Below are 6,581 nucleotides of genomic sequence, written 5' to 3' on the forward strand. Positions count from 1 at the left end.
CCCTGCCATGCGTCGACTGATCCGGATTGTCGGCTGGCTCGCGTTCACGCTGCTCGTGCTGATCATGGTGGTGCTCGTCGGCTTTCGCGGCGCGGCGGCCTGGCGCGAGACGCTGTCGCCACAGGAGGCTGCGCCGGCGGGAGCCCTGTTCGCGACGGTCGATGGGCTGAAGATGCACTACCAGGTCTGGGGGCCGCCGGACGGGCCGCCGCTGCTTTTGTTCCACGGTACGGCGTCGTGGGCCGAAACCTACCGCGATATCGCAGCACGCCTGGGTGAACAGGGCTTTCGCGTGATCGCCGTCGACATGCCGCCCTTCGGTTATTCGGAAAGACCGGCCGACCAGGACTATTCGCGCGCCGCTCACGCCAGGCGTGTCCTGGGCTTTGCCGACGCGCTCGGCCTTCGCCATTTCAGCGTCGGCGTCCACTCTTATGGTGGCGGAGGCGTGATTGAAGCCGCCTTCTCGGCCCCGGGCCGCATCGATGCGCTGATCCTGCTCGACGTGGCGATTGGCCTCGGCCAGACCGAGGCGCCCGCCCCACCGTTCGCATCTCTCCTGAAAAGGGATTGGCCACGCCAGCTCCTGACCGCCTCGACCTTCACCAATCCGCTCATGACCGGGATCGGTTTGCGCCGGTTCATCGAGAACGACGATCTGGTCACGGCGGAGCGCATCGCCATCTACACGCGCCCGCTGAACGTCACGGGCACCACCAATGCCGTTGGTCACTGGCTGTTCAGCGGCCTCTACAATGACGAGCGGAAATCGCTTGCCGCCAACAAGGCGAATTATCGCGCCTTCACACCGCCGGTCCTCGTCATCTGGGGACGAGAGGATTCGACCACGCCGCTGGCCCAGGGCGAAGAGATCGCCTCGCTGTTTCCACACGCCGAACTGGCCGTCCTCGATGGCGTCAACCACATCCCGCAGGTCGAGCGCCCGCACGACGTGGTGCGGCTGATCGCCAATTTCCTCAGACGGATCTTCCCGGGCAGCGGGTAGGCACGCGCCGCCACGCACATTCGACGGTTGAAGCCAAAATCCCGCCTTGTTCGCGCGCAATGGAGAATTGCATGTCGCCTGGAACGCGGCACGCACCTGACTGGGCTGCCGGGGGGCATCTCGAAGGGACGAGACCGTGATCAAGACCGCCCTTGTCGCCATGACCATCGTCGGCTGCGACTGCGACGCCAAGCTGTGCGAATATATCGGCGAGACGCCGGCCAAGTGGTCGACCATCGCCGATTGCGAAGCCGCGATGAAGAGCCAGATCCTGCACGAGCGCAATTTCAATTATCCGCTGGTGTCCGGCATCTGCCGCACCAAGGGGTCGGCGTCCTCATCGCACCTGGCCGCGATCGCGTCAGGCCCGGAACTGAAGCCCGCCAGCCGAACCGTCAGAACGGAGAGCCCGCTGCCGCCGGAGCTCAGCCATCGGCCGAGCGTGCCCGTCGGATCGCCGACGACGGCCCTGGACGCGGCCGCTGCCCGGCCCGTCGCTTATGAACAGGTAGTCGATGGCGGAACCGGCGTGCTCTATCGCACGAAGAACGGCTACGCCGTGGTCAAGACCGATCTCGGCCGCGCCGCCTCGGCAACCGCCGACGCGGCAAAGCGCTCGGTGAACTGGCTGGCCGGCCTGGTGCCGAGCAAGCTCTAGGCACAGCCTACATCTTCAGCTTCAGGCTCTGCCAGAACTTGTCGATCAGCGGCTTCTCGGTCGCCGCATCCTCGCCGGCGACGCGCGTGATGAACAAAAGCCCCTGGTCGGCGCGACCGTAGCCGACGATCTCGAAATAGGCGGTGTCGGTGCGGGTCTTCACCTCGGCGGTGATGCCGGTCAACTCCTTGCCGTCGGCGAGCTTGCGCGTCGTCGGCTGCTGCGTCAGCGCGGCACCCGCCTGCACCGATTCCTTGGTCATCTCCTGCAGCATCAGCTGGTTGAGCGACACCGGGTTCATCTCGCCGTATTCCTGCACCACGACGATCGTGCCCAGCGCCGAGGCCATTAGATATTGCGTGATGTTCTCGCCGAGATCGCTCTTGGTCACCGAAATGCCGCTCGGATGGTTGAAGGAGAAACTGCCGCCGGAAAAGGTGGCGAAATCGTTCTTGTCGAGCTTCACTTCGACCTGTCTGCCGTCCGGCAACGTCACATGAGTGCTCTCGCCGGCGTCGATATCAACCGCCTTGCCGTCGATCGTCACCTTGAAGGCCTTGAGGTCCTCGGCTCCGGCGGATCCAGCGCACAGCGCGATAAGAGTGAGAGCTGCCGCCGATACCATGCGCATTGACTGTTCTCCTGCTCTATTCCTGAGCAGTTCCGGACGGGAAAACCGCTTCACACTTTTCCTGGAACTGCTTCCTATACCACCCCGCTCAGCGCCTTGATGGCACGGTAGAAGGTCGAGGAAAACAGTTCCGTCGGGTCATAGCGCCGCTTTGCCGCCAGGAAGGCCGGCAGTTCGGGATAGGACGCCAGCAGCTCCTTGCCCGTATAGTGCAGCTGGTAGGGCAGGAAGAACCGACCGCCATGCTTGATCGTCACGTCGATCAGCGCCCGCGTCAGCGCCCGCATCATGGCATTGCCATCGGCATCGGCCGGCTGGTTGATATAGAGCACCAGCGAATAGGCCGGCTCCGGCGCGTAGGTCAGCGCCACATCCTCCTTGTGGACGACGCGCACCGAGGCGTTGAGGACAGGCAGATCCTGGTTGCGCAGGATTTCGCGCGCTTCCGCGATGAACTCGACATAGGCGGCGCGAGGAATAAAATATTCGTGCAGTATGTCGGTCTCGTTCATGAGGTCGTTGAACAGATACGGCACCGAATCGTGCATCGGGTTGTTGCGGGTGACGAGACAGGCCTCGCCCTGGGCAAGCGCCGAGGTGCGCGGCACCGTGCAGCTCTCGAATTTCGGCTCCAGCGTCTTTTCGGTGAACCATTTCAGTTCCTGGAACGCGCTGCCCCACTTGGCCATGTTCATGATCACCCGCTTCAGGCCGACGCCATCGGGTTCACCGAGCGCCGGCTGGTCCGCCGGCGGCTGCTCCGCCACCTTGTCGTAGCGGTAGACGATCATGTCCTCGAGGAAATTGCCCGGCGCCGTCGACAGATGGCCGTAAAACAGGCCGATGTTCTTGTTCGGCTCCAGCACCTCGGCGAAGAATTTCGGAAAGTCGTCGGATTTGATGATCTCGCGCGAGGTGCGGTAGACGGCATTGTCGACGATATCGAGCGTCGCCTCCAGCACCACGCCGAACAGGCCGTAGCCGCCGACGACATGGCGGAACAGCTCGCTGTTGTCGGCTGGCGAGCAGGTGGTCACCGACCCGTCGGCCAGCATCACCCGCATCGAGCGGATCGAGCCGGCCACCGAGCCCGCCTGATGGTCCATGCCGTGCGCGTTCACCGACAGCGAACCGCCGACCGAAAAAATATCGGTCGACTGCATCGCCTTCACCGCGAAGCGCGGATGCAGCATGGTCTGGATGTCGTGCCAGCGCGCGCCCGGCTGCAAGGTCATTGTCCTGGCCGCGGCGTCCACCGTGACCTTGTTGAACGGTCTGAGGTCGAGAACCAGCGCATTGTCGTCGAAGGCATGCCCGCCCATCGAATGGCGGATGGCCGCCAGCGACACTTTCAGCCCGTTGGCGCGCGCGAAGGCCAGCGCCTTGGCGATATGCTCTTCCTCGCTGACCTCGACCACGCCATAGACCGGCGTCCTCGACAGGCCGCTGGCATCGTTTATGTCGCCGCCTTTTGCCAGCCAGGGCAGCGACGGATCGAAGGCCGGCGCGTTGTCGATCGGCTTCAGCGGCAGCGCGATGCCGTCGATATCGGCGATGCGTCCGGTGTTCTTCGGCCCTGACGGGCCTCGCGCCAGCCGCGCCACGGTGGTGCCGCCCCACAGGACGGCGCCGCCAAGGACAGCCGCGCCCAGAAGCAGCCGCCGCGACAGGCGAAATCCCTTTTGTTCCTCGGCCATGCAGATCCCCCGCAGCCAAGGAATAGCGCGGCCTCTGGGCAAAAACCATAGCAGCGCTGCCGGAACGGCGTTTCGCCACCGTCGACGCCCGGCGGTGCGTGTCCAAGGTCATGAAAATGGCCGATCCCCGAAGGAACCGGCCAGATTGGAGCAGGGTCTCAAAAGTCCGATCAGGAGTCTCTATGAAGCCTTCTTGATCGACGTCACCATGCCGGTCTTGTCGTCGACGGTCACCGCCACCTTGGCGCCGACCTTCAATTTCCCGACCGACGCATCGGGCGACAGCTGGTAGATCTTGCCGTCGTCGAGGGTGACCGACTTGGTTGTCGGATCGACCGCCTGGATAGTGCCCTGAACGGTCGCGGCATAGGCCGTGCCAAGAAAGGCGAGCAGAGCGGCGGTGGTTGCGAGGGTCTTCTTCATGGATAGCACTCCGTGCTGTTTCGGTTTTCCGGCACCGCTTGGGAGAGGCAGCACCGAACGGCCCGAGACTGGAGCGGAAAGCGCGCCATCGGCAAATCACGTTGAATGAATTTTCGCAAAGGAAATCATTGGCTTAATTCCGACACAATAGCCTCCAAGCCCTCCGATGCCGACAGCTTTCCCGCCCAGATGGAAGCCTCTTCTCCGCACGAAAAGAGTCGTTTGACGGATTGTGGCTCGCGCCGCCGGCGATCACGCGGCCGCCGCAATCCCTTCCCGGCCGCATCACGAAACAGGACTTCGATTTTTCATCGGTACACATTTTATGTCGCGGGGCCGGCTCGAGCCTCCAATTCGGCGGAGAGCAATTTCGCGCTCAGGTTGCAAACTCGAAGCGAATGCGGGATGGTGTCGCGCTTGTGATAAGGGGGGACTTCCATGAAAATCGCCGTCCGGACCACGCTATCCCTGATGCTGGCGATTTTGCCGGGCCTGGCTGGCGCGCAAGGCGCCGATCCGGGTGACGACAGCACGATCATCTTTGCTCCTGATGATCCCGACATGGCGTCGGCGACCGCGCGAGCCCTCGCCGGCCTGGATGAATTCCTGGCCTTGTCCGAAACACCTCCGTCCGGCACCGACAGGTTCAAACTGAAGGTCAAAGTGCGTGACGGCAATGTCACCGAACACTTCTGGGTCATACCGTTTCGCCGCACGGAGACCGGATTTGCCGGCATATTGGCGAACGAACCGGAAGAAGTGCACAACGTAGTGCTCGGTCAGAATATAGAATTCACCCGCGACGACATTTCCGACTGGGGATACACCAGGGACGGCCATCAGGTCGGCAGCTTCACCGTCTGTGTGATGTTCAAGAGAATGTCCAAGGAAGAGGCGGACTATATGCGCGGCAAATACGGCTTCGACTGCTGAGCCTGCTTCGGCCGATCAGATCGCCCCGTCCCTCACACCGATCTTCCTCACCAAGGCCGCCGTCGCCAGCATGGCGCCCATGTCCGAGATCATCGGCGCGACATGGGTCTGGTAGTCCAGCGGCACCGAAATGGCGGGCAGTTCGAAGAAGTTCTTCGCTTGCGGCAGAAGCAGAAAACCGTCGCTGCCGTTGAGCGCGACACGCGCCGGCTCGTCCGGCCAGGTTTCGCCGAGCCATTTCAGTGCCTGCGCCAGCCGCCCGGTCACCAGCGGCCGCGCCGCCTCGACATTGTCGGTGCGGAATTCATAGGCGGCGTCGAGAAAAGGCTCCCCCGACGACAGGTCCTGCAGCTTGGACCCAAACATGCCACGGAAAAAGCCGACGACCGCATTGGTTCGCCGCGTCGCCACCAGGATTCCCGGGAACGGCTGGACGGCCTCGAAGGCGACGATGACACCCTTGAATGCAGTCGACGAACCCTTGCCGTTCCCTTCCCGCAATTCCGTCTCGTAAAGCTCGAACGGAAACTCTTCGTAGCGTCCGGAAACGACATCGTCGAAGGACTGCCGGTTGAAAGGCCCGACCGTCTCGCGCGGCAGCCGGTCGAAGGAGTTCGGCCTTCCGCCGTGCTGGTAGTGCACATCGCGGATAAAACCGAAAATGATGGGCAGCAGCGTGTCGCGGAACGATTGCTGCAGCCGCGTCGCCGGTTTCATGGCCTGGAAATAGAGCAGGACCGAAGCGGCGAAGCCGATGACATAGAGAAACACATGCGGCGTCGAGAACCATTGCTCGTGGGGATCGGCGACCTTGTTGAACAGCCAGGCAATGAGCGCGACGAAGACCAGGGTCAGCCCGACGAACAGCGGCACCCGCCATCGCACCTGCCACACCGCCGAGGCCCGCGCCGCCTCGTAGGCCTCGATGTCCTTCTTGATGGCTGCGACATCCGCCGCGCTCGGCATGAAATCCGCTGTTTCCACCGCCACCCCCGCAAGCCTCGACGAATTCATGATAGCTGGTTTTTCAGGAGACGCGCCAGACGGATGGCACTTCTTCCTTCTCCCCTTGTGGGGGAAGGTGGATCGGCGCGCCAGCGCCGAGACGGATGAGCAACTGTGTTTTCAGGCTTTGTCTGGATACCAGGGTTGGTTGTGTCGAAGCATGGCGCTGAGGATGGTCATAATCTTTCGGGCCACGGCGACGATGGCGACCTTTGGTTGCTTACCGTT

7 protein-coding genes and 1 pseudogene are annotated in these 6,581 nt (G+C 62.9%); 3 read left to right on the plus strand and 5 right to left on the minus strand.

The window, feature by feature from the left end; all coding sequences use genetic code 11:
* The first annotated feature begins 7 nt into the window (after window positions 1-7).
* Window positions 8-1,006 carry an alpha/beta hydrolase gene (locus tag EN824_RS31375; RefSeq protein WP_135915210.1) on the plus strand — a complete coding sequence of 333 codons (999 nt, stop codon included), beginning with the start codon at window positions 8-10 and terminating at the stop codon, window positions 1,004-1,006.
* Window positions 1,007-1,142: 136 nt separating this feature from the next.
* Window positions 1,143-1,664, plus strand: coding sequence for a hypothetical protein (locus EN824_RS31380; RefSeq protein WP_127873621.1), 522 nt, complete (start codon window positions 1,143-1,145; stop codon window positions 1,662-1,664).
* A 7-nt stretch (window positions 1,665-1,671) separates the two neighbouring features.
* Here the strand turns inward: EN824_RS31380 and EN824_RS31385 are convergent, their stop codons facing one another.
* The 3 genes from EN824_RS31385 to EN824_RS31395 all read right to left on the minus strand — a co-directional run bounded on the left by EN824_RS31385 (window position 1,672) and on the right by EN824_RS31395 (window position 4,415).
* Window positions 1,672-2,295, minus strand: coding sequence for a hypothetical protein (locus EN824_RS31385; RefSeq protein WP_127873622.1), 624 nt, complete (start codon window positions 2,293-2,295; stop codon window positions 1,672-1,674).
* 74 nt (window positions 2,296-2,369) lie between these two features.
* Window positions 2,370-3,992 carry an FAD-binding oxidoreductase gene (locus tag EN824_RS31390; RefSeq protein WP_135933057.1) on the minus strand — a complete coding sequence of 541 codons (1,623 nt, stop codon included), beginning with the start codon at window positions 3,990-3,992 and terminating at the stop codon, window positions 2,370-2,372.
* A 180-nt stretch (window positions 3,993-4,172) separates the two neighbouring features.
* The gene (locus EN824_RS31395) at window positions 4,173-4,415 is read right to left on the minus strand and encodes a DUF1344 domain-containing protein (RefSeq protein WP_015316128.1); all 243 of its coding nucleotides are present in this window, start codon (window positions 4,413-4,415) and stop codon (window positions 4,173-4,175) included.
* A 438-nt stretch (window positions 4,416-4,853) separates the two neighbouring features.
* On the opposite strand from EN824_RS31395, the gene EN824_RS31400 reads away from it, so the two are divergent.
* A complete protein-coding gene (locus tag EN824_RS31400) occupies window positions 4,854-5,348 on the plus strand; it encodes a DUF2314 domain-containing protein (RefSeq protein WP_135933058.1) in 495 nt (164 codons plus the stop codon).
* A 15-nt stretch (window positions 5,349-5,363) separates the two neighbouring features.
* Here the strand turns inward: EN824_RS31400 and EN824_RS31405 are convergent, their stop codons facing one another.
* Both EN824_RS31405 and EN824_RS36300 read right to left on the minus strand, forming a co-directional pair.
* Window positions 5,364-6,314: a DUF3137 domain-containing protein gene (locus EN824_RS31405; protein ID WP_189522253.1), complete on the minus strand. Its 951-nt coding sequence runs from the start codon at window positions 6,312-6,314 to the stop codon at window positions 5,364-5,366.
* Between the two features lie 159 nt (window positions 6,315-6,473).
* Window positions 6,474-6,581 (minus strand): annotated as a pseudogene (locus EN824_RS36300) (IS110 family transposase); the annotation flags it as partial.

The organism is Mesorhizobium sp. M8A.F.Ca.ET.181.01.1.1 (assembly GCF_004792025.1).
Taxonomy (GTDB): Bacteria; Pseudomonadota; Alphaproteobacteria; order Rhizobiales; family Rhizobiaceae; genus Mesorhizobium.